General features: G+C 61.5%; 20 protein-coding genes. 9 read left to right on the top strand and 11 right to left on the bottom strand.

Annotated features, from left to right (window positions below):
* Positions 1 to 21: 21 nt before the first annotated feature.
* Genes GWC77_RS15020 through GWC77_RS15010 form a run of 3 tightly spaced genes read right to left on the bottom strand, consistent with a single transcriptional unit; the run spans position 22 to position 3,637 of the window.
* Entirely contained in the window at positions 22 to 1,047 is a 1,026-nt protein-coding gene (locus tag GWC77_RS15020) for a substrate-binding domain-containing protein (RefSeq protein ID WP_254366976.1), read from the bottom strand.
* 26 nt (positions 1,048 to 1,073) lie between these two features.
* On the bottom strand, positions 1,074 to 2,069 hold the full coding sequence (locus GWC77_RS15015; protein WP_173258079.1) for an ABC transporter permease: 996 nt from the start codon (positions 2,067 to 2,069) through the stop codon (positions 1,074 to 1,076).
* 41 nt (positions 2,070 to 2,110) lie between these two features.
* Positions 2,111 to 3,637, bottom strand: coding sequence for an ATP-binding cassette domain-containing protein (locus tag GWC77_RS15010; RefSeq protein WP_254366975.1), 1,527 nt, complete (start codon positions 3,635 to 3,637; stop codon positions 2,111 to 2,113).
* 209 nt (positions 3,638 to 3,846) lie between these two features.
* Between GWC77_RS15010 and GWC77_RS15005 the strand changes: the two genes are divergently transcribed.
* The 5 genes from GWC77_RS15005 to GWC77_RS14985 all read left to right on the top strand — a co-directional run bounded on the left by GWC77_RS15005 (position 3,847) and on the right by GWC77_RS14985 (position 8,929).
* Complete coding sequence (locus GWC77_RS15005) at positions 3,847 to 4,755, top strand: LysR substrate-binding domain-containing protein (RefSeq protein ID WP_173258075.1); 909 nt, start codon at positions 3,847 to 3,849, stop codon at positions 4,753 to 4,755.
* Positions 4,756 to 4,908: 153 nt separating this feature from the next.
* The gene (locus tag GWC77_RS15000) at positions 4,909 to 5,658 is read left to right on the top strand and encodes an SDR family NAD(P)-dependent oxidoreductase (RefSeq protein ID WP_173258073.1); all 750 of its coding nucleotides are present in this window, start codon (positions 4,909 to 4,911) and stop codon (positions 5,656 to 5,658) included.
* 61 nt (positions 5,659 to 5,719) lie between these two features.
* On the top strand, positions 5,720 to 7,045 hold the full coding sequence (locus GWC77_RS14995; RefSeq protein WP_173258072.1) for an MFS transporter: 1,326 nt from the start codon (positions 5,720 to 5,722) through the stop codon (positions 7,043 to 7,045).
* A gap of 43 nt (positions 7,046 to 7,088) precedes the next feature.
* Positions 7,089 to 7,934 (top strand): transketolase, encoded by an 846-nt coding sequence (locus GWC77_RS14990; RefSeq protein ID WP_173258070.1) that lies wholly within the window; start codon positions 7,089 to 7,091, stop codon positions 7,932 to 7,934.
* The gene (locus tag GWC77_RS14985) at positions 7,931 to 8,929 is read left to right on the top strand and encodes a transketolase family protein (RefSeq protein ID WP_173258068.1); all 999 of its coding nucleotides are present in this window, start codon (positions 7,931 to 7,933) and stop codon (positions 8,927 to 8,929) included. The genes GWC77_RS14990 and GWC77_RS14985 overlap by 4 nt, the downstream gene beginning before the upstream one ends.
* Positions 8,930 to 9,011: 82 nt before the next feature.
* On the opposite strand, the gene GWC77_RS14980 is transcribed toward GWC77_RS14985, so the two are convergent.
* Both GWC77_RS14980 and GWC77_RS14975 read right to left on the bottom strand, forming a co-directional pair.
* Entirely contained in the window at positions 9,012 to 9,494 is a 483-nt protein-coding gene (locus GWC77_RS14980) for an NUDIX domain-containing protein (protein WP_173258066.1), read from the bottom strand.
* Positions 9,495 to 9,591: 97 nt separating this feature from the next.
* Positions 9,592 to 11,166: an alpha-amylase family glycosyl hydrolase gene (locus GWC77_RS14975; RefSeq protein ID WP_173258064.1), complete on the bottom strand. Its 1,575-nt coding sequence runs from the start codon at positions 11,164 to 11,166 to the stop codon at positions 9,592 to 9,594.
* A 39-nt stretch (positions 11,167 to 11,205) separates the two neighbouring features.
* Here GWC77_RS14975 and GWC77_RS14970 point away from each other — a divergent pair, with 39 nt between their 5' ends.
* The 4 genes from GWC77_RS14970 (at position 11,206) to GWC77_RS14955 (ending at position 15,312) form a co-directional block, all read left to right on the top strand.
* Positions 11,206 to 12,870, top strand: coding sequence for an alpha-amylase family protein (locus tag GWC77_RS14970; protein WP_173258062.1), 1,665 nt, complete (start codon positions 11,206 to 11,208; stop codon positions 12,868 to 12,870).
* Between the two features lie 114 nt (positions 12,871 to 12,984).
* Positions 12,985 to 14,751, top strand: coding sequence for a fumarate reductase/succinate dehydrogenase flavoprotein subunit (locus GWC77_RS14965; RefSeq protein WP_173258060.1), 1,767 nt, complete (start codon positions 12,985 to 12,987; stop codon positions 14,749 to 14,751).
* A 15-nt stretch (positions 14,752 to 14,766) separates the two neighbouring features.
* On the top strand, positions 14,767 to 15,012 hold the full coding sequence (locus tag GWC77_RS14960; protein ID WP_173258058.1) for a ferredoxin family protein: 246 nt from the start codon (positions 14,767 to 14,769) through the stop codon (positions 15,010 to 15,012).
* Positions 15,013 to 15,018: 6 nt separating this feature from the next.
* Entirely contained in the window at positions 15,019 to 15,312 is a 294-nt protein-coding gene (locus GWC77_RS14955; protein WP_173258056.1) for a DUF971 domain-containing protein, read from the top strand.
* A 43-nt stretch (positions 15,313 to 15,355) separates the two neighbouring features.
* Here GWC77_RS14955 and GWC77_RS14950 read toward each other — a convergent pair whose 3' ends face one another.
* The 6 genes from GWC77_RS14950 to GWC77_RS14925 all read right to left on the bottom strand — a co-directional run.
* Positions 15,356 to 16,081 carry a hypothetical protein gene (locus tag GWC77_RS14950; protein ID WP_173258054.1) on the bottom strand — a complete coding sequence of 242 codons (726 nt, stop codon included), beginning with the start codon at positions 16,079 to 16,081 and terminating at the stop codon, positions 15,356 to 15,358.
* A 349-nt stretch (positions 16,082 to 16,430) separates the two neighbouring features.
* Positions 16,431 to 17,792 (bottom strand): MFS transporter, encoded by a 1,362-nt coding sequence (locus tag GWC77_RS14945; protein ID WP_173258052.1) that lies wholly within the window; start codon positions 17,790 to 17,792, stop codon positions 16,431 to 16,433.
* Positions 17,793 to 17,876: 84 nt separating this feature from the next.
* Entirely contained in the window at positions 17,877 to 19,136 is a 1,260-nt protein-coding gene (locus GWC77_RS14940; protein ID WP_173258050.1) for an NAD(P)/FAD-dependent oxidoreductase, read from the bottom strand.
* 4 nt (positions 19,137 to 19,140) lie between these two features.
* The gene (locus GWC77_RS14935) at positions 19,141 to 19,464 is read right to left on the bottom strand and encodes a 2Fe-2S iron-sulfur cluster-binding protein (RefSeq protein WP_173258048.1); all 324 of its coding nucleotides are present in this window, start codon (positions 19,462 to 19,464) and stop codon (positions 19,141 to 19,143) included.
* 26 nt (positions 19,465 to 19,490) lie between these two features.
* A complete protein-coding gene (locus tag GWC77_RS14930) occupies positions 19,491 to 20,927 on the bottom strand; it encodes a glutamine synthetase family protein (RefSeq protein ID WP_173258046.1) in 1,437 nt (478 codons plus the stop codon).
* Positions 20,928 to 20,985: 58 nt separating this feature from the next.
* The coding region (locus GWC77_RS14925; RefSeq protein WP_254366974.1) for an aromatic ring-hydroxylating dioxygenase subunit alpha at positions 20,986 to 22,077 on the bottom strand (1,092 nt) is incomplete at its 5' end.

Here is a 22,077-nt window from a genome sequence, read left to right as displayed (position 1 = left end):
CAGGCGATCGAGCTTCGGAGCCTAATAGTTTCCCGCGGACGGTGGGTACACGCGTTTCACCGTCGCTCGAACATCGGGATCGTCGATCGTCTCGCGCGTCACGAGCGGCTCCTTCAGCGCGAGGTCCTGCGTCGTCGGTTTGTGGTTGAGCGCATTGAATACCTGAGAGGTTGCGTCGATGCCCTGGCCCACCGCCTCCTGCAGGAAGATTCCCTGGATGGCGCCGTCGCGCAGCAGGCGGATCGTGGTCGGACTGCCGTCCGCGGTCACCACGGCGACCTTGCCCGTCAAACCTCGGGTTTGCAAGGCCTTTGCCGCACCGGTCGCCGCTTCGTCGTACATCCCGTAGATCGCTTTGACGTCAGGATGCGCGGTCAGAATATCGTTGGCCTGGGCCACCGCCTCGTTGACCGTGAGGCCGTGCGTTTCGAGCACCTGCACGAGTTCGCATCCGTCGGCCTTGAACGAGAGCTGCGCACCTTTCATGTATTTCTGCGCGTTTTCGCGGTCCTGCGGCAACGAGAGCATGGCGATTTTGTTGCCGCCGCGCTCCTTTGCGAGCTTGCATACATAAGCCCCCTGCGCCTTGCCAGTCTCGAAGTTGTTCGCGGTGACGGCCGACGTATAGTCGGTCTGTCCAGACTGCGGTCCGATACCTGCAAACGCCACCGGCACCGATCGAGACTTGAGCAGGCGCAGCACGGGCGGCGTACTGGTGGAGCTGACCGGGCCCATCACGATTGCACTGACGCCGCGCGTCAATGCAGTGCGAACATTGTCCATCTGTTTCGCGGGCGAGTTTTCCGACGTGAACTCGACGTAGTTCATGCCGAGCTCCTGCGCGCGCTGCTTCACGCCATATGCGACCCATTGCCAATACGAAATATCGAGCGACGGTGCGATATAGGCAACTGTCGGCTTGCTCTGAGCAATGGCCGAGTACGACCAGGCGGATGCCAAGGCGATCGATGCAGCCAGCATCAGGTGCTTGACGAACCGAGGGGCGCGGTCCGCCATCTTCGAATTGCGGTCAGGTGTATACATCATGTCTCCTTCGATTAATGCTGTTGGGCTTAGCGCCGGGCTTTGGTCACCCGGTCGACGAGGACTGCAACGAGAATCACGATTCCAGTGACGGTGCCCTGCCAAAAGCTATTGACGCCGATCAGATTGGCGCCGTTCTGGATGATCGTGATCATCAACGAGCCCAGCAACGCGCCGATCGCCGAGCCCGTTCCGCCGAAAAGGCTCGCTCCGCCGATCACCACCGCGGCGATCGCTTGCAGCATGAGGCTCGATCCGGCCGTCGCCTCGGCGTTGCTGATGTATGAAATGCTGACGATGCCGGCGCACGACGCAAGCACGCCGGAGAGCAAATAGGCACAAAGACGCACGCGTTTGACGGGAATGCCGATCGCGCGCGCGGACGAGCTGCTTCTGCCGATTGCGTAGAGCCAGCGGCCAGCAACGAGCTTGTTCAGTCCCAGTTCGATGAGTGCCAGTAGCAACACGCACCACAGCGCGTAGTTCGGGATGCCTGGAATCAACGTTCCCGAATTCAGGAGCCAGTAGTTGGGATCGGTAATTGGCAACGAATGGCCGTCAGTGACGATGAACGACAAGCTGCCCGCGATCGCATAGGTGCTCAGCGTCACGACGAATGGAGCAAGGCCGACGAATGTCACCAGCGCACCATTGACGAGCCCCACGCTCGCGCCAACGCCAAGACCGGCGAGACTGCTGAGGACCGCGCCGTACCCGTGCGCCATGGCTAGCCCCGTGACCATCCCGGTCAACGAGAAGACTGAGCCCACGGAAAGGTCGATGCCGCCCGTGATGATCACGAGCAGCACGCCGAACGACATGATCGCGAGCGGCGCAGCGGCCTGCGTGACGTTCGCGAGGTTGCCGACGGACAGCGCGGCGGGGACGACCATGCCGACCGCCAGTTCGATGATCACGATCGCAATCGCAATCGCGATTTCCGTCCGGTAGCTGGAAAGCATCCATCGCTTGGCTTTGGAAGGCGATTCGCGTTCGCTCGCGATCGCTTGTGGCAGGGTCTTCATCAATGTCTCCGGATTGGAAATGCGGTGCTTGCGGTTCGATCTCAGGCGGCCATGCCGGTGGCGTCGGCGAGCGTCGATTCGTCGATCTCGGCGCGTTGAAGTACCCTCGTCGGCTCTCCGCCGAGATCGAATGCAAGTACTGCGTCGCACAGCTCGACGAGCTCCCAATACTCGGTCGACCACCATACGATGGCGCAGCCGCGTTCGGCCAATTGACGGACCAGCCCGTAGATCTCCCGCTTGGTGCGGATGTCCACGCCACGGGTCGGCTCTTCGAGAACCAGGAGTTGCGGATCGAGCGCGAGCCAGCGGGCGACGAGCAGCTTTTGCTGCGTGCCGCCGCTCAGGGTGGCGGGAAGGTCCGAAAGGGAGCCGACGCGGATATCCAACGCTTTGAGAAGGTGGGCAGCGTGAGCGGCTTCCGCTTGCCGCGCTACATATCGGCGGCGCACCACGCGCTCCGCTGCGCTCAGATTGTCGAGGATGGACAGGCTATGCAAAATCCCCTTCTCGGCGCGGTCGCCCGAAATGAAGCCGACCCCATCGCGCGCGGCCGCAGCGGTAGTTGCATATCGCAGCGGCTTTCCACCGCGCGACAATTCCCATTCGCCTCGAGCGGCAAGGCCTGTCAATGTTTCGATCAATGCTGACGGGCCGGTCGGCGCACCGGCCAGACCGAGGATCATGCCGGGCTCCACGTCGATATGGATACCCGCCCTTCTCACGCTGAGCTTCGGTAGATCGGCGCGCTCACTTGCCGGCGTCCGGCGTGCACCTGAACGGGTATGTGACCCCAGTGCGCCGGCGGTGTGCGCTGGGTCGTCCATTGCGGCGCTCTGGCCCATGTGCTCGACGATTTCACGATCGCTGATCGACTCGATCCGGGCACGGTCGACGGCCGTCTTGCCATCGCGGATGATGGTGCAAACATCGGCGACTTGCCGGATCTCGCGCATGCGGTGCGACACGAACAACACAGCGAGTCCGGAATCGGCAACGAGGCGACGCACGACCGCGAAGAGCCGAGCGGTCTCCGCAGCCGTCAAGTTCGCCGTGGGTTCGTCGAGCAGCAGCAGCTTGGCACCCGAGCCCAGCGCGCGCGCTATCTCCACGAGTTGGCGCTCGTGCAGCGTCAGATCGCCCACGAGACGGCCGACGGATCGATCGGCGAATTGCGGATCGATGAGCGATAACGCATCCACCGCCATCGCCCTCGCCAAGCGGCTGTTATACGTTTGCATGCCGTGTCGCAGGCGCGGCATCGCAATGTTTTCCGCGACGGAAAGGTGCGGCAACAAGGCCAGTTCCTGATTGACGACCGCAATCGCGCCCAGATCGACATCCGAGGCGATCGATGTCCCGATGGCTTTGCCTTCGAACTCGATTGCGCCGTCATCGCGTTCATGTTGGCCCGAGACGATCTTGATGAAGGTCGACTTGCCGGCGCCGTTACCACCGAGGAATGCATGGACCTCGCCACGCGCTATCGACAAATCGAACCCGCGCAGGACGTTCGTCGGTCCGAAGCGCTTCGCGATCGAACGTGCGGACAGCAGGTATTCCGGCATGCGTGTCTCCGTAACTTCTTTTGTTTTCGCAGTCATGCATCCGGCCGTCCCTCGAGCGCGCTATATTCGTCGTAACTGCCGATTCGGTGCGGCCGACATCCGGGGATCGCGAGGCTGCGTTAATCGATGCGATTCGTCGGCAGCATGGCAGTGCCAATGCGGCCCGGACAAGGCGGTTTCGTTCAACTGCGACTGAAAAAAATTTGACTATGCGTATCCCACCTCTGAAGGCCATCCTTGCCTTCGAAAGCGTCGCGCGCACGGGCAGCGTCAATCGCGCCGCCGAAGAGCTCGGACTGACCGCGTCGGCCGTCAGCCATCAGATCGGCAATCTCGAATCGATCATCGGCCGCGACCTTTTCGTCAGGTCGGGGCGAGGCTTGGTATTGACCCCTACGGGCAAACGCTATCTGTCCGACGTCACTGGCTCGCTCGCCGATCTCAGCCGAGCGACGGAACGAGCATCGAACGTCAAGGGGGTCGAGATCTTACGCGTTCATTCGAGCCCGAGCTTCGGGCTGATGTGGCTGCTGCCCCGGCTTGCATCGTTCCAGGAAGCCAACGGCGATATCCAGCTGAATCTCGCATGCTCGTATGAGAACGTCTCGTTCTCGAACGGTTACTACGATGTCGACATCCGGCATGGATACGGCAATTGGACCAACCTCGAGATCAAGACATTGCGCGGGGAATTCATCGCGCCGCTGGCGTCGCCCCGATATCTCGAACAACACGCCGTATCCACGCCGGACGATCTTTTGAAGTGCAGACTGATCTTTTCCGAAACGCCGCTCGTGCAATGGAACCAATGGTTCGGGAGAACCGGCGTCTCCGCTGCGCACAAGACTTTCGACTTTTCGTATGACCGTTCGTACATGTCGCTCGAGACCGCCGCTATGGGTCTCGGCATCGCGCTCGAATCGCTGATGCTTGCATCGGCGCGAATCAGGGAAGGCGCACTCGTGCCGGTATTCGACGATAGCTTCGCCGTCGAAGTCGGCGCGCATCATCTCGTCTATCCCGCGCAGAATGCGGATCTGCCGCGCGTCGAACGGTTTCTGACGTGGATGGAAGCCGAGCGTGCCGTCGATCGCGGCACGCGCCATACGTCCCCGTAACCGCGCGTACTGTCCCCTCGTGATGCTGCGCACGCCTGACGCGGCGCACCATCGCCCCGCCTGAATTTTTCTCAATCGATGTTGAGCGATACCGCGTTGATGCGAGCGGCGCCAACCCCGACACTCGAGCCACTAATCAATCGGAGACAAACGATGTTGCTCGAGAACAAGATCGTCATGGTGACCGGTGCGGCCTCTCCGCGCGGCATCGGCAAAGCCACTGCGCGCGCGCTCGCGGCGCAAGGGGCACACATCGTCATACTGGATCTGCGCGAGGAAGATGCGAAATCCGCGGCGCGCGAACTCGGTGACGGACATCTCGGCCTGGCATGCGATGTGACGGACAAGGCGGCGTGTGTATCGGCCGCGCGTGCGACGCTCGAACATTACGGCCGGATCGACGGGCTCGTGAACAACGCGGGCATCACGCAGCCGGTACGCACGCTCGATATCTCATCCGAGAACTTCGACACAATCGTGGACGTCAATCTGCGCGGCACGCTCTTCATGTCGCAGGCCGTTATTCCCGCAATGAAGGAACAAGGCGGCGGCAGCATCGTCTGCATGTCGTCCGTGTCCGCGCAACGCGGCGGCGGCATCTTCGGCGGCCCTCACTACAGCGCGGCCAAAGCGGGCGTGCTCGGTCTCGCCAAAGCGATGGCCCGCGAATTTGGTGGGGACCGCATTCGCGTCAATTCGATCACGCCTGGCCTGATCCAGACCGACATCACGGGCGACAAGCTCACGGCCGATATGCGCACGGAGATCATCAAGGGCATTCCGTTGGGCCGGCTCGGCGACGCAGCGGACGTCGCCAATGCGTGCCTTTTTCTGATCAGCGACCTGTCGAGCTACTTGACGGGCATCACCCTCGACGTGAACGGCGGCATGCTGATTCACTGAGCCAAGCCTATATCGAACCGCGGACATCCGGATGAACCGGAGCCATGGCAGGAGACAGAACATGAGAATGAAGTACACCGACGCGTCCGTCACGGACGGCGTAGCGCCGCGTTATGACGCGCGAAATTTCGAAGCGAAGACCTACGCGAAAGTGGGTCGTCGCCTGATACCGTTCCTGATGCTGTGCTATCTCGGTGCGTACCTGGATCGCGTCAATGTAGGATTCGCCAAACTGCAGATGCTCAACGAGCTGCGCTTCAGCGAAACGATCTACGGCATGGGTGCGGGAATCTTCTTCCTCGGATACTTTCTGTTCGAAGTGCCGAGCAATCTGATCCTTCACCGCGTCGGGGCCCGCAAATGGCTCGCACGCATCATGCTGACCTGGGCGGTCATTTCCGCGAGTTTCGTCTTCGTGAAGTCGCCCGCGGCGTTCTACGGGCTCCGTTTCCTGCTCGGCGTTGCAGAGGCGGGGTTCGCACCCGGCGTCATTCTCTATATGACGTACTGGTTCCCGTCCGAGCGGCGTGCGAAGGCACTGTCGTTGTTCTTCATGGCGATCCCGCTGGCCGGTATTCTCGGCGGCCCGCTTTCGGGCTGGATCATGCATTCGTTGCAGGGCTCGCTCGCGATGTCCGGCTGGAAATGGCTGTTCCTGCTCGAGGCACTGCCGTCGCTCGTGCTGGGGATCGCGATCCTCTTCTATCTCGACGATGGTATCCAGCAAGCGAAGTGGCTGACCGACACGGAAAAGGCCTTGCTCGCCCGCAATGTGTCGAGCGATAACGCCCAAAAGATCGCCCACCTCTCGATCCACGCATTCATTCGCGATCGCCGCTTGTGGCTGATGGCTGCGATTTACTTCTGCGTCGTGCTCGGCCAGTACGGGCTCACGTTCTGGCTGCCGACCATCATTCGCAAAGCCGGCGTGGCCGATCCGCTGTGGGTGGGTCTGTTCACCGCGGTGCCCTACCTCTGCGCGATCGTCGCGTTGCCGTTGATCGGCGCCAGCGCGGATCGTTTCAAAGAACGCCGCTTTCATCTCGCGGTCCCGATGCTGATCGCGGCGGCCGGCTTCGCATCGCTGCCGCTGCTCGGCAGTGTGGGCGCGTCGATCGTCTGCCTGTGCGTTGCATCCGCCGGCATTCTCGCGTCGTCGTCCCAATTCTGGTCGTTGCCCACCGCGATGCTGGGCGGCGTATCCGCCGCCGCGGGGATCGCCGCGGTCAACTGCTTCGCCAATCTCGCAGGCTTCTTTTCGCCTGCGATCGTAGGATGGCTCAACGATTTGACAGGCAAGTCCACGGCTGGCCTCGTGTTCATTTCGCTGGCCGTGACGCTCGGCGCCTTGCTGGTTTTCCTCGTGCCCCGATCCGTCAACCGCTGAGCCATCTCGTCATTCATTTCATCGGCTGATCACAGGAGAAAAGATGAGCAGTCAAACTACACCGGAGGCCGTGCCGCTCGCTGAGCGGGCCTGGCGGATCCGCAGAAATGCGCTGTTGATGGGCGAGGTTCAGGGTCAAGGCTACATCGGCCAGGCACTCGATATCGCCGATGTCCTCGCAGTCGCCTACTTCGGCGCGATGCGCTACCGCGCCGACGATCCCGATTGGGACGGACGAGACCGCTTTCTGCTTTCCAACGGGCACTATGCGATCGCGCTCTACGCTGCGCTTTTCGAAGCCGGCATCTTGCCCGCTCATGAGCTCGAGAGCTACGGCAGCGACGACAGCCGCCTGCCGATGTCGGGAATGGCGAGCTATACGCCCGGCATGGAAATGTCGGGCGGTTCGCTCGGACAAGGCCTGACGATTGCGGTCGGACGCTGCCTCGGGTTGAAGCGCAAGGGTTCGGATGCCGTCGTCTATACGCTTTTCTCGGATGGCGAACTCGATGAAGGCGCGATCTGGGAAGGCATCATGTCCGCCGCACACTGGAAGCTCGACAACCTGATCGCGATCGTCGACGTCAACAACCAGCAGGCAGACGGGCCGTCCACGCAGATCATGGCATTCGAGCCGCTCGTCGACAAACTGGAGGCGTTCGGTTGGTATGTGCAACGAATCGACGGCAACGACATCGACGCCGTGAAGCGCGCATTCGACAACGCCCGCTCGCATGCCCAACCGCAACCGCGCATCATCGTCTGCGATACGCGTATGGGTTGCGGCGTACCGTTCCTCGAGCAACGGGAAAAGAACCATTTCATTCGCGTCGACGAGCATGAATGGCAGCTCGCGCTCCAGGCACTCGACGCTGGGAGGCCGGTATGAACACAGTGACAGACAAGCCGCGCCTGAAAACGTCGGCGATGATCGCCTCGATCGCGGGCGAGGGACAGGTGACGCGCTCGGCGCCGTTCGGGCATGCGCTCGTCGAACTCGCGGGCGACAAAGCGAATGTGATCGGTATGACGGCCGATCTCGGCAAATACACCGATCTGCATCTCTTCGCCAAGGCGTTTCCCGAGCGCTATTACCAAATGGGGATGGCGGAACAGTTGCTGATGGGGGCGGCCGCGGGGTTCGCGCACGAAGGCGCACAGCCGTTCGTGACGACGTATGCGGTCTTCGCGACGCGCCGCGCCTACGACTTCATCCATCAGACGATCGCCGAGGACAACCTCGATGTGAAGCTCGTCTGCGCCCTGCCGGGTTTGACCACGGGCTACGGTCCGAGTCATCAGGCAGCGGAAGATCTCGCACTCATGCGCGCGATGCCCAATATGACGGTCATCGATCCTTGCGACGCGCTGGATATCGAGCAAATGGTGCCCGCGATCGCCGCGCACAAGGGGCCTGTCTATGCGCGTCTGCTACGAGGCAACGTGCCGGCCGTGCTCGACGAATACGATTACCGGTTCGAACTCGGCAAGGCGAAGATGCTACGTGACGGCAACGATGTGCTGCTGATCGCCTCGGGCATTCTAACGATGCGCTCGCTGGAAGTCGCTCGCGCACTCGAGAAGGACAACATCGGGGCCGCTGTGCTGCATGTGCCGACGATCAAGCCGCTCGACACCGAGACCATCGTGCGGGAGGCCCGGCGCAGCGGACGCATGGTTGTCGTGGCTGAGAACCATACCGTCGTCGGCGGACTTGGGGAAGCGGTGGCGGCGGAACTGATGCGAGCCGGCGTATCGTGTGCGTTCCGGCAGATCGCGCTCCCGGACGCGTTCCTCGATGCCGGGGCGCTGCCGACGCTGCATGATCGCTATGGGATATCGGCGAACGTCATGGTTGAACGCATCAAGGGTTGGTTGAAATGATGTAAGCCCGTACCGTGTTCACAGGCCGCTCCGGCTTCGCGGAATTGCGACATTGCGGCCTGAACACGGTTCGAAAGCATCTTCATCGGCTGCTGCTAATGAACGCCGCGACTGCCCCTGTCAGCGCCATGCCAGTCAATTCCTCCGGGGACGCCAGTTGCGCGGCGACGATCTCACGGTTATCGAGCCGCAGCGCGGGTAGACAATCGAGGTGCAGTTCAAAAAAATGCACGTGATCTATTCGCCCGTCCCACGTGCCTCGGACGGTGCCCGCGGGCGACAATGCGGCCACCGAGAGGCCGAGTTCCTCCTGCATTTCGCGCCGCGCCGCCGCATCGGGCGCTTCGCCCGGGTCGAGACTGCCGCCGGGAAAGCCCCACTCGGGCCGGTACGATGGCTTCACGAGCAGGAGCGCCCTGCCGACGTAGATCGCTACGAGCGCCCCCTCGTGATGAGGCCGTCGAACGTGCCACCAGATACGAGCCAGCCGGAATCCGAGGCGAAGTACCACGCGCCAGACAGCATCGACGAGCAGGGTCGATCGCGTTCGCTCGAGGCTCGGCATCAGGTTTCTCTTTTTTCCATGGGTCGACCACCCTCACAGGACGGCTAGCGAATGACGAATGATAGGTGGAGGCGGATAACGGTTGCAATTCGAGCGTTCATACAGCCGCGACAAGTGCTTCGCCGGCCGAGAGTCGATTGACGCCTTCTCGAAGCGGCTGACCGTCTCGGCCGGCAAGCGTCGATAGCAACACGACGCCACCATGTGCAGATACCGTGGCATCTTCGCGGCCCATATTCAACGCAATCAAGAGCCGCTCATCGTCGTGGCACCGTTCGTAAGTCAGCACGTCGCCCTCGGCACCGACGTTCGCTATCGTGCCCCGCACAAGCGCGGCGTGGCTGCGCCGCAACTCGAGCAGCCGACGATAGAGCGACAACAGGCTCGACGCGTCGTCCTCCTGCGTTCGAACACTCGTCGCCGTGCCAACCGGCAGCCAGGGCTGACCGGTCGTGAAGCCGCCGTTCGGCAGCGAACCGTCCCACTGCATCGGCGTACGCTCCGGATCTCGCCCCTGCCCGATTCCGGGTTGTCTCAACTCCGCCGGATCGCGAATCGCATCGGGCGGAATATGGCCGTCGGTCATGCCGATTTCGTCACCGTAATAGAGCGTCGGGGTGCCGCGCAATGTCAGCAGCAACACGGCCGCCACGCGCGCCTGGTCCGCACCGATGCGCGATGCGACACGGGGATTGTCGTGATTGCCGAGCACCCAGTTCGGCCAGGCATGTTCGGGCAATGCACTGTTGTAATCCCGTATCAAGCGGGCGATATCGCCCGCGCGCCACGCCGCGTTGAGCAACTGAAAGTTGAAAGGCATATCGGCACCGTCGCCGTTCGGCCCGTAATAAGTCATGAGTCGAGCGATGGGCAGATAGATTTCGCCAATCAACACCTTTTCGCCATATTCGCTGAGCGTGGCACGCATCGAGCGCACGATCTCGTGCACTTCCGGCTGATCCTCGGTGTAAGTCTGCAATAGACGGTGATGTCCTGGCTCACCGGGCCGATAAGCGGGGTTCGGAGGATTGTCGCGAAACTGCGCGTCCTTGATCAGCAACCAAAGTACATCGACACGGAATCCGTCCACGCCGCGATCCAGCCAGAAACGCAGCACGTCGTCCATGGCGCGGCGCACTTGCGGATTGCGCCAATTCAGATCGGGTTGCTCGCGTAAAAACGCGTGATAGTAGTACTGCCCGGTCGCTTCGTCCCACTCCCACGCCGAGCCGCCCATTCTGCTCATCCAGTTGTTTGGCGGCCCTCCGTCGGGTGCCGGATCGCGCCACAGGTACCAGTCGCGCTTCGGATTGTCCCGCGACGAGCGGCTCAGCTCGAACCAGGGATGCTGGTCGGAGGTGTGGTTGGGCACGAAGTCGAGCAGGACCTTGAGGCCGAGCCGATGGGCGTGGTCCACCAATTGCTGGAATTCGGCAAGCGTGCCGAAGATGGGGTCGATATCGCAGTAGTTGGCGACGTCGTAACCGAAGTCGGCCATGGGAGACGGATAGATGGGCGAAATCCATACAGCATCGGCCCCGAGCGCGGTGATATATCCGAGGCGCGCGGCGATGCCCGGCAGATCGCCTATGCCGTCGCCGTTGCTGTCTTGAAACGAGCGCGGATAAATCTGGTAAATGACACCACGTTGCCACCATTTCAGCTCCGACATAGCCGTTCCTCTCAACGATTCATCGTTTCGACACCCCGCATGTTCAACGACCTCTGGTATAAAAATGCCATCATCTATTGCCTTTCGGTAGGCCGGTTCCTCGACGCCAATGGCGACGGCATCGGCGACTTCCAGGGTCTCATGCGGCGGCTCGATTACCTGCAGGGACTGGGCGTGACGACGATCTGGCTCATGCCGTTTCAGCCGTCGCCGGGACGCGATAACGGGTACGACATCACGGACTATTACAACGTCGATCCGAAATACGGCACGCTCGGGGACTTCTCCGAATTCACGCATGCATGCGACGAGCGGGGCTTGCGCGTCATCATCGACCTGGTGGTGAATCACACGTCCGACCAGCATCCCTGGTTCCAGTCAGCACGTAGCGATCCCGGTTCCCGCTATCGGGACTGGTACGTGTGGTCCGACAGGAAGCCCCCCCATGCGAAAGACGGCGTGGTGTTTCCCGGCGTGCAAAAATCGACATGGAGTTTCGACAAGCAGGCAAAGCGCTGGTATTTTCACCGCTTCTACGATTTTCAACCGGACCTGAATACATCCAATCCCTGGGTTCATGCCGAGCTCCTGAAAATCATGGGCTTCTGGGTTCAACTCGGCGTATCGGGGTTTCGGATGGATGCCGTCCCGTTCGTGATTGCCGCTAAGGGTGCCGAGGTGCGCGAACATATCGAGCAATACGGGATGTTGCGCGCCTTTCGAGAATTTTTGCAATGGCGCGAGGGCAACGCAATCATTCTCGCGGAGGCGAACGTCCTGCCCGATACGGATTTCCAGTATTTCGGCGATGCGGGCGAGCGCTTGCCGATGATGTTCAATTTCCAACTGAACCAGAATACGTTTTACACCCTTGCGACGGGCGACACCAAACCGCTGAAGCAGGCACTGATCGCAACGAAGCCGCGCCCCGCGAGCGCGCAATGGGGCGTATTCCTGCGCAATCACGACGAGCTCGATCTGGGTCGGCTGCCACCTGAAATGCGCGATGCGGTGTTCGCGGCATTCGGCCCGGAACCCGACATGCAGCTGTACGAGCGCGGCATTCGCCGCCGGCTGGCGCCGATGCTGTCGGGCGATAGACGCCGGCTCGAACTCGCCTACAGTCTGATGTTGACGTTGCCGGGCACACCGGTCATCCGTTACGGCGATGAGATCGGCATGGGCGACGACCTACGCCGGCCCGAGCGCGAAAGCATGCGTACGCCGATGCAATGGTCGGTCGAGCCCCAAGGCGGATTCACGAAACATCCCAAGCCGCCTGTGCCAGTCATTTCAGGCGGAGCTTATGGTTTCGAGCGCGTCAATGTGGCGCAGCAGCGCCGCGATCCCGAGTCGTTTCTGAACTGGACGGAACGGATGATCCGCATGCGTCGCGAGATGCCCGAAATCGGCTGGGGCGATTTCGAGGTGCTGCGCACATCGCGAAACGATGTGCTTGGGCTGCGTTATGACTGGCGCAACAACTCGGTCCTATGCCTGCACAACTTCAGCGCCGAGGCGTGCACCGTGAGATTTCGTTCCGGCTGTGACAGGCCCGGCGACGACCGCCTGATCAACCTCCTCTCGGATGACCACAGCCAGGCCGGCAACGACGGCCGGCACGCGGTCGTGCTCGAGCCTTATGGGTACAGGTGGTTCAGGGTCGGCGGACTCGATTACCTGCTCAGGCGCACCGAGGTCTAGGTGCGCTCGAGTGTCGCTTGCGCAGGAAAATACAAAGCAGAAATCGTTGGTTGGATCTCATGTAGCCGCTCGTTAGACTTCGACTCATCTTGTCATAACGAGTAGGAACGCAGGATGAACACGCATGTACTCGAATACGACATCGTCGTGGTCGGCGGCGGCACAGCCGGCCCAATGGCTGCCGTCAAGGCGAAGGAACACGACCCTGGCCTGAAGGTCCTGCTGCTCGAAAAGGCCAACGTCAAACGCAGCGGCGCCATTTCGATGGGGATGGACGGCTTGAACAACGCCGTCATCCCGGGCCACGCGACACCCGAGCAATATACGCGCGAGATCACGATCGCCAACGACGGCATCGTCGATCAGTCGGCCGTCTATGCGTACGCCAGGCACAGCTTCAAGACGATCGAGGAACTCGACCGTTGGGGCGTGAAATTCGAAAAGGACGGCAACGGCGATTACGCGGTCAAGAAAGTCCATCACATGGGCTCTTACGTGCTGCCGATGCCCGAAGGTCATGACATCAAGAAGATGCTGTATCGGCAGCTCAAACGCGCTCGCATCGCGATCACGAACCGCATCGTCGCCACGCGTCTTTTGATGGATGCACATGGCAACGTCAGCGGCGTGTTGGGCTTCGATTGCCGGACGGCCGATTTCTACGTCGTTCGCGCGAAGGCCGTGATCCTGTCATGCGGCGCGGCGGGACGACTGGGCTTACCCGCTTCCGGCTATCTGATGGGCACCTACGAGAACCCGACGAACGCGGGCGATGGCTACGCCATGGCCTATCACGCGGGCGCCGCGCTCGCGAATCTCGAATGCTTTCAGATCAATCCTCTGATCAAGGACTACAACGGCCCCGCTTGCGCCTATGTGACGGGGCCGCTCGGCGGCTATACGGCGAATGGCAAGGGCGAACGGTTCATCGAATGCGATTACTGGAGCGGACAGATGATGTGGGAGTTCTACCAGGAACTCCAAAGCGGCAATGGTCCCGTGTTTCTCAAACTCGATCATCTCGCCGAGGAAACGATCCAGACCATCGAACAGATTCTGCACACCAACGAACGCCCGAGCCGCGGACGCTTTCATGCGGGCCGCGGAACCGACTATCGGCATCAGATGGTCGAGATGCACATCTCCGAGATCGGCTTTTGCAGCGGACACAGCGCCTCGGGCGTGTATGTCAACGAACGCGCTGAAACCACGGTTGGCGGCCTTTATGCCGCGGGCGACATGGCCGCCGTGCCGCACAACTATATGCTCGGCGCCTTCACGTATGGCTGGTTTGCGGGGCAGCATGCGGCGGCCTTCGTCGCGGGCCGCGAGCACGCACCGCTCGATCAGCAGCAAATCGATGCCGAGCGCGCACGCGTGTTTGCACCGCTCGAACGCGAACACGGGCTGGCGCCCGCGCAAGTCGAATACAAGCTGCGCCGCATGGTCAACGATTATCTGCAGCCGCCGAAGGTCACGCGCAAAATGGAAATCGGCCTGCAACGCTTCGAGGAAATCGCTACGGACATCGCGTCGATCAAGGCCACGCATCCACATGAACTGATGCGCGCGGCCGAAGTGCGCGCGATCCGCGATTGCGCGGAAATGGCCGCGCGCGCGTCGCTGTTTCGCACGGAAAGCCGCTGGGGACTCTATCACCATCGTGTCGACTACCCGCAGCGAGACGACGCGCATTGGTTCTGCCACACGCATCTGCGCAAGGACGCGTGGGGCCGCATGGTCAGCGAGAAGCGCGCCGTCGAACCCTATATCGTCCCGCTCGACGAGCGGGACATCGGTTCATACCGCAACCTTCGCATCCATGCGGATGACAAGAGCCAACGGACGCACACGGGCGCGTTGGCAGACGCCTGCGCCTGAACGGAGAAAAGTCCTATGTCGTATACCCCGCATGACATTCTTCACCGAAGCACGGCGCCCGTCACGATCGACGAAAGCAAATGCATCGCCGATAAAGGCTGCACGGTCTGCGTCGATGTCTGCCCACTCGATTTGCTCGCGATAGACGTCAGCAAGGGCAAGGCATATATGCAATTCGACGAATGCTGGTACTGCATGCCGTGCGAACAGGACTGCCCAACCGGCGCGGTCAAGGTCGATATTCCGTATTTGTTGCGCTAGCGAGCCATGAAGAACCCACGGTCGATCGAGCTCAATGCACACGCGTTGACACTGCATTGGAACGACGAACCGGCACAACAGATCTCGGCGCATGCGCTGCGGATGCAGTGCCCATGCGCCGAGTGCCGACGACTTCGCCTACGCGGAGCGACGCCTGTCGTGTCGCGCGATATAGCCGTTCTGGAGATTCGGTCGGCCGGTTACGGCATGCAGCTGGTATTCAGCGACAATCATGCGCGGGGTATCTTTCCGTGGGCCTACGTGGCCGCGCTGTCCAGCTTCGCCCTCGGTTCGATGTGACGTGGACAAGCTATGATCACGCGCTGCGGCCCAGCGCCTGATTTCACTGCCAACCGGATGGAGGAGGCAGGGCATCTCCCAAAACTCTCGTACAAATTGCGTTGGGGTGCAAGCTCCTCAGCTTTTCCCAATCCCTGATGAGCGTTTCCAGGTTAAAAAGGCCGCTCTCAGAATTAACGATTTCGGTCATCATCTCGGGCGTCAATACAGCGCGCGTCTGCTGCCCCGTTTCCGAGTTGTAGAAATCGGTCAGTGCCTGCAATCCCTCCGCGCCATGGTGTTTTACGATCTCAGAGATTTGATACGGTGTATGGCCCCATCCCTCGAGTGCCTCGGCATGGGTGTGCAGTACCTCCAGCGCTTCGATGCCATGCATTCGTGCGATTACGACGAGCTTTGCGGGCCTGTACGGTATCGGCCCCTCGTCGTTCGCGCCTCTCGCCAGTTCAGCCACCAATCGCTCTTTGCGTTCGTCGGGCCAGCGCTCGAACCCATCGCTGTGCGCCACTATTCCCCTAACTGCCGCCGCGCCGCAGTTTTTTGCGATCATGAACCACTGTTCACGCGTGAATGCGTCGAAATCGAGGTCGCCCGACGCCAGCACGCGTAGCGTCGCCAATGCGTCGTTTGGACGGGTTTCGACAATGTCGGCGATCTCATCCGTGGAAAAGCCGTCCGAAAGCAAGTCGGATATCATCTCGCTCACGCGTTGCTTAACGTAGCGGAGTTCGGCTCGCTCCGATTCGAGAGTATCGATAATCTCGCGCATCTTGCCCGCGCTGACTGACCGCGCGGCGCGATCGGTCGTTCCAAACGATGCGGTCCGAGGTCCATCGGATTCCCCCCGCGGCAGCAAGCCATCTGTCAGCGGAGATTGCGCGCGAACGACGGGAGCGGGAGGTCGAGGCGCTTCCCCTTCACCGTTCGCGCCGAGCGGATCCGGCAAACCTCCCGAACCGGCCGGTGTGCTATCACTGACACCCCTCATAAGACGCCCCTCCTATACAAATACGACGATGACGCGACTATAGGAAACGTCGTGACGACGATCGCAATCCACTGCGAAGCAATCCCCTCCAATGCGCAACGATGCTTGCCAGTGATCCGCATGTTCGCCTTTAGTGCGCGAGCGATTCGCTCTCCGCGTTAACCTGTGCGCCGGCGCTCGAACAGGCCGCTTGCTTGATCACCAGGGCCACACACGCTAGCGCGCCTGCAACGGCAACGATCGCGAAAATGCCAGGAAGACCGACCTGCCGCCGCGCCAACTCCGCGACGAGAAACGATCCCGCGATGCCACCGAAGCGCCCGACGCCGAGCATCCACGCGACGCCCGTGCCGCGTCCCGCCGTTGGATAGAACGCAGCCGCGAGAGCGGGCATCGACGCCTGCGCCGTATTCATCAGCACGCCCGCGATAAATACCGCGCACACCAACAGGCCGATATTCCCAACTGCCTGGCCGATCGCACATACGCTGATCGCAGTGAATGCATAAGCGGCGGCCACGACACGATTGGCATCGAAGCGGTCCATCAGCATGCCGCACAGCACCGTACCCAAGCCGCCCAGCGGAAACAGTGCGGACACCAGCGCAGCGCGCTGTGGGCTCAGTCCCGCCTCCTTGAGCAAAACTGGCATCCAGTTGATCAGTCCGTAGAAGATGACGAGCCCCATGAAGTAGCACAGCCACAACATCACGGTGCCGAGAATGAATGAACGCGACAGAACGATACGCATGCCGCCGTGTCCCGCTGCACGGCTGAACGGTTCATGCATGACGAAAGCATCGGCAAAGCGCGCGTTCGCACTGATGCGAGCCATCACATTGCGAATTTTTTCGACCCGTTGCTGCCGCACCACCATGTAACGGATCGACTCCGGCAACCTGAACGCGAGCACAATGGCGAGCAGCAACGGCACTGCACCGCCGAGCAGCAGAACGCTGCGCCAGCCGAACTGCGGAATCATCCAGGCAGCGAGAAATCCACCCACGGCGGCGCCCACGGGGAATCCGCAGAACATCAGATTGACGATCGTGGCGCGCCGGCCGTCAGGGCAATATTCGCTCATCAGCGTGACGGCGTTCGGCATCGCGGCGCCGAGTCCGACGCCTGTGACGAAACGCAGCGTCGTCAGTGCGGTCAAGTTCCCAGCGTACGCCGAAGCAAGACATGCCGCGCCGAACAGCAGTACGGACAACGTGAGCACGAGGCGCCGTCCGTACCTGTCCGACACCGGCCCCGAAAGCAGAGCGCCGCAAGCGAGCCCGAACAGCGCGGCGCTCAGCACAGGCCCAAGCGCCGCCTTGCCGATATGCCACTCCGACAACAACGAAGGGGCGATAAAACCGATCGCGGCCGTATCGAAGCCATCCATCAGCACGACGACGAAGCACATTGCAAATACGAGCCACTGAAACAAGGAGAAAGGGTGCTCGTTGATGAGCGTTTGTATATCGACAGTCCGGGTCTCTTGCATTGCATCCTCACTGATGGAATTGAATTGCCGGCGTTGCCACGTCAGCGCTTCCTGTTCGGGTCGATGCCATCCGCTGGCATCGTCCTAAACTTCATTGCGGTTGCTTGCATACGCGTCGCCGCTCGCGAGCGTTTTCAGATCGAATGCGGGATCGCGTACCGCCTCCGGCGTGACTCGCGCGCCGTTTGCGAGAAGCTTTCGCGCGAACATATGGTCCTGCGGCCGGTTGATGCTATCGACGGCGATCAGCGTGTCATCGCGAAAATAGAACAGCGAGAAACGTCTCTCTTCGACGGAACCGAGCATCGCGTAGTCGGTGAAACCCATATTCACGCCGGCCATCTGCAGCTTCAGGTCGTATTGATCGGACCAAAACCAGGGCAGCGCGCGATACGGCTGCGGCCGCCCGACAATCGTTGCCGCCGCCGTTTTCGCCATGTCGTTCGCGTTCTGCACGGATTCGATTCGGCATGGGCGCGCGCCAGGCGGCGCCCAATGAGGAACGTACGAAGCGCAATCGCCTGCGGCGACGATCGACGGATCGCTGGTACGAGCGCACGCGTCCACCATGACACCGTCCGCCACGCTCAGCCCGCACTCGGCGGCGAGCTCCGCATTTGGAACCACACCGATACCGACCACTACGAGGTCGCAAACGAGCGGCTGACGATCATCGAGTTCGACCGATACGCCCTCACCCGTCTCCTGCAGCGCCACCACCTTGCATCCGAACTCGAACGCGACGCCCTGCTCCGTGTGAGCACGCAGCATGAACGCGGACAACGACGGCGACGCCACACGTGCAAGCAGACGCGGCTGCGTTTCGACGACCGTCACGTCGAGCCCTTGCTGACGAAGTGCCGCCGCCGCTTCGAGACCGATATAGCCGCCGCCGATCACGACCGCGCGCTGCGCCGCGCGCGCAGCCTGCGCGAGACGCCTTGCGTCGCGCAGATCGCGCAAGTAATGGACGGCGTCAAGCGTCGCGCCGGGACAGTCGAGCTTGCGCACGCGCGCGCCCGTCGTCAGCGCAAGGTGCCGGTACGCAATGCGCGACCCGTCGTGCAGTTCGATCTCGCGACGCACGCGGTCGATCTGCGTGGCGCGCATCGACGGCATCCATTCGATCTTCTCTTCATCGAAAAACGCCTGCGAACGCAGCGGTAAACGCTGCTCCGCAAAGCTGCCCATCAAAAAGCCCTTCGATAAGGGCGGACGTTGGTAAGGCGCATCGGGCTCGTCGCCGAGCAGCACGATACGGCCGTCAAAGCCGAGCTCGCGCGCTGACGCCGCGAGCTGCACGCCCGCATACGACGCCCCGACTACCACAAGCGTGCTATTCATGATGTCACCCTTGCCTCGGAGGAATGCGGACGACGAGCCCTTCCATCGCGGCCGTGACGACGAGTTGGCAGCTCAGGCGGCTTTCGGGACGCCGCTCTCCGGCGACGCCGTCGAGCAATGCCAGTTCGGAATCATCGGGCAACGGCAAAGCCGCCGTCGAGGCGGCATCGATATAAACGTGACATGTCGCGCACGACAGGCAGCCGCCGCACTCCGCGTCGATGCCGCGCACGTTGCCGTGAATCGCGGCTTCCATCACGCTCGTGCCGGCGGGTACGTCGATCTCGCGGCGCTCGCCGTCGCGCAGGATATAGGTAACGATAGGCATGACATTTCTCCTCGATGGGAACGCCATCAGAACGTTTCGAAATACTCGCGGTGTTCCCACTCGGTGACTTCCAAATTGAAGCGGTCGATCTCCGCTTCCTTCAGCTTGCAGAAGTAATCGATGAATGCGCTGCCGAATCCTTCGCGCAGCGATTCGTCGGCACGCAGCGCCGCGATCGCATCGCTCAACGTGCGCGGCAACGCATCGGCCTGCGTTTCGTAAGGGGTATCGGCGGACGCGGGCAGTTCCAGCTTGCGTCCGAGTCCGTCCAGTCCCGAGAGCACCTGCGAGCCGAAGTACAAATAGGGATTCGCGGCCGGTTCGCCTATGCGGTTCTCGATGCGCGTCGCAGGGTCGTTTTGTCCGCCTAGTACGCGCAGCATGACGCCGCGGTTATCGCATCCCCAGTTCGCGCGATCGGGCGCATTCGAATACGGCCGATAGCGGCGATAGCCGTTGATGGTCGGCGTCGACAGTGCGGCTGCCCCTTGTGCATGCGCGAGCAGGCCTGCGAGATACCGCTGCCCGACTATCGAGAGCGGCGCGTCCGCATTCGTCGGCATGAACGCGTTGTTGCAGTCCGCGCTATGCACGAGAGACTGATGCAGATGCCATCCACTCGACACGACATTCGGGATGCGCGGGCGACACATGAACGTCGCGTGATAACCGTTACGCTGACAGATCTGCTTGACGGCGCTGCGAAACAGAATCATGTCGTCGGCACTCTTGATGCCCCGGGTCGGCGCGAACGTAAACTCGAACTGGCTCGGGCCGTATTCGACTTCGAGCGAGCGCACGGGCAACTCGAGCCCGTCGATGCCGCGCCTGAGCATTTCCATCACGTGATCGACGGCGTCGTAGCGCAGTTCCGTCAGATACTGATACCCATGCGAGAGCAGCTCGACATCGGGCGGGATGCCTGGTTGCCCGGAATGCTCGGGCCTCATGTTCGGATCGGTGACCTTGAAGACATGAAACTCGACTTCGAGACCGGACACGAATTCGAACCCGTGATTGCCGAGCCGCTCCAGCGCATGGCGAAACAGATGACGCGTGCCGAACGGCACCGGCCTGCCGTTCGGGAAATAGACATCGCAGAGCACCCATCCGGTATGCGGTGCCCACGGCAGAATCCGGAAGGTTTCCGGATCGGCGACCATCAACGTATCGCACGCACCTTGCATTTCAGGCATGTCGAAGCCGCCGCCAGCGGTGAAAACGGGAAACACCGTGCGGTGCGAAGTATCTTTGGCGAGCAGCGTGCTAGTCAGCGTGACACCGCTCTTGAATGCGCTGATCGCCTCGTCGACGACGAGCGTCTTGCCGCGCAGCAGTCCATGCTGATCGGGAAACGAGAAGCGGACCACTTGCACGTCGCTTTTTTTCAGCCGGTCGAGCAGTTCGGCGTATGCGGCATGCTGCGCATCCGTCCACAAACCGTGGTTTTCAATGAAAGACATCGTGCTTCACGCGGCAGTTGAATGGCCGCGCCCTCCATCGTGATTGAGCAGACCGTCCTCAAGCTTTCGGCGCGGGCCACGGTGCGGCATCGCGGCGTTTCGCGTCGGATGCCTTCCAATAGTCGTCCCAGCCATCGGCAGGGCCAATACCGTCGATCGATGCGGGTCCCGTCAGGTGGGCCGCCTCCTGTTCGTCGATCATCATCAGCGTCTTCTCGCCGGCGCGCGTCTTCTCGATCGCGTCGACGAGCAGACGCCGGTAGGCGATGATCCCCTTGTCGGTCGTGCCCAGATGCTCACGCGTGCGGTCTTGGATCGGCCCCTGCGATTCGACGGCCCACTGGTCGTGGACATTGATGTCGAAGCCCATGCCCGTGTAGGTCTGGGTCTGTTGCTCGTCGATGTCGAAGCCGTAGTGATTGCGTTTGTTCTTGCGCGATGTGTAATCGGGCAGCTCGTACAGCTCGAGCCGTTGCGCGCGCATCTGTGCCTTGTCGGTCGGCGCGCCGAAGCTCGTGAAGATCGCGTACCAGTAACAGTTCTCGTCGTCCACGGGCACATGCCATTGCGTGATCGTCATCTCCGCGCTCATTGGAATCACGAACGCCTGGGGAAACACGACATTGGTCACGCGAACGTGCGTGCGCGTGTCGTCGAGCGGACGCTTCGCGATCAGCCGAAGCCCATAGTCAGCCGGACTGACGAGAATCTCGGGCGACTCGTATTCGCGCAGCACCTTCGTGATCGGCAAGTCCGAATCCGCCGACGCGCCGCGAAACTGCTTGCCGTAGCTGTCGCTCACGTCCTCGTCTTCGAAAAAACGATGCAGGAACGATGCGTGCGCCGGATCGATGCCTACTTCGAGCGCTTGCAGCCAGTTGCATTCGAACAGCCCTTTGAAGGCGAACGTGTATTCGCCCGGCGCGGCGAAGCAATCGAAGTTCGGGAACGCCGGCGGTTCGCCGGTCCCGATGTAGGCGAACAGGATGCCGCTGCGCTCGACCACCGGATACGCGCTTTGGCTGTGGCGCGACAATCTGGATGAGAGACGCGCGACAAACAAGATGAGAATGTCGCGGCGAGGTTGATGATGCCGATGTTGATTGACGCTGACAAGCGTTTGTTGATTGACGCGCGGCGCATGTTGCAT

Source organism: Paraburkholderia sp. NMBU_R16 (assembly GCF_013282575.1).
Lineage (GTDB): Bacteria > Pseudomonadota > Gammaproteobacteria > Burkholderiales > Burkholderiaceae > Trinickia.
Note: the sequence above shows the minus strand (reverse complement) of the source record. Positions and strands in the feature narration are given on the sequence as shown.